This is a genomic window from Rhodococcus sp. EPR-157, assembly GCF_001647195.1.
Taxonomy (GTDB): domain Bacteria; phylum Actinomycetota; class Actinomycetes; order Mycobacteriales; family Mycobacteriaceae; genus Rhodococcoides.
The window spans coordinates 1-840 of the sequence record NZ_LVCV01000623.1 but is presented as its reverse complement, the minus strand read 5'-3'; the positions used below and the strand labels follow the sequence as shown (position 1 = coordinate 840).

Here is an 840-nt window from a genome sequence, read left to right as displayed (position 1 = left end):
TGCCAAGGGCAAGCTGACCGCTCGCGAACGGATCACGGCACTGCTCGACGACGGGTCCTTCGTGGAGATGGATGCCCTGGCCCGTCACCGCAGCCAGAACTTCGGTATGGCAGAGAACCGGCCCTTCGGCGACGGTGTCGTCACCGGCTACGGCACCATCGACGGCCGCGACGTATGCATCTTCTCCCAGGACGCCACCGTCTTCGGCGGATCGCTCGGTGAAATCTACGGCGAGAAGATCGTCAAGGTCATGGACCTGGCCATCAAAACCGGCCGCCCCCTAGTCGGTATCAACGAAGGCGCAGGGGCCCGCATCCAGGAAGGTGTCGTCTCCCTCGGGTTGTACGGCGAGATCTTCCACCGCAACGTCCAGGCCTCCGGCGTCATCCCGCAGATCTCACTGATCATGGGACCCGCCGCCGGCGGACACGTCTACTCTCCCGCCCTGACCGACTTCGTCGTCATGGTCGATGGCACCTCGCAGATGTTCGTCACCGGCCCCGACGTCATCAAAACCGTCACCGGCGAAAACGTCACGATGGAAGAACTCGGCGGCGCCCACACCCACATGGAGAAGTCCGGAGTGGCGCACTACGTCGCCTCGGGCGAGCAGGACGCCTTGGACTACGTCCGCGATCTGCTGTCCTACCTGCCCAGCAACAACCGCGCCGCGGCCCCGCGCACCATCCCGTCGGATCCGATCGACGGGGCCATCGAAGACAACCTCACCGACGAGGACCTCGAACTCGACACGTTGATTCCCGATTCACCGAACACCCCGTACGACATGCACGAGGTCATCCGCCGCATCCTCGACGACGACGAATTCCTCGAAGTCCA

Annotated in this window: 1 protein-coding gene; it reads left to right on the top strand. The window is 63.9% G+C overall.

All coding sequences use genetic code 11. The features are described from left to right. On the top strand, nt 1–840 hold an 840-nt coding region (locus tag A2J03_RS26755; protein WP_331712410.1), incomplete at both ends, for an acyl-CoA carboxylase subunit beta.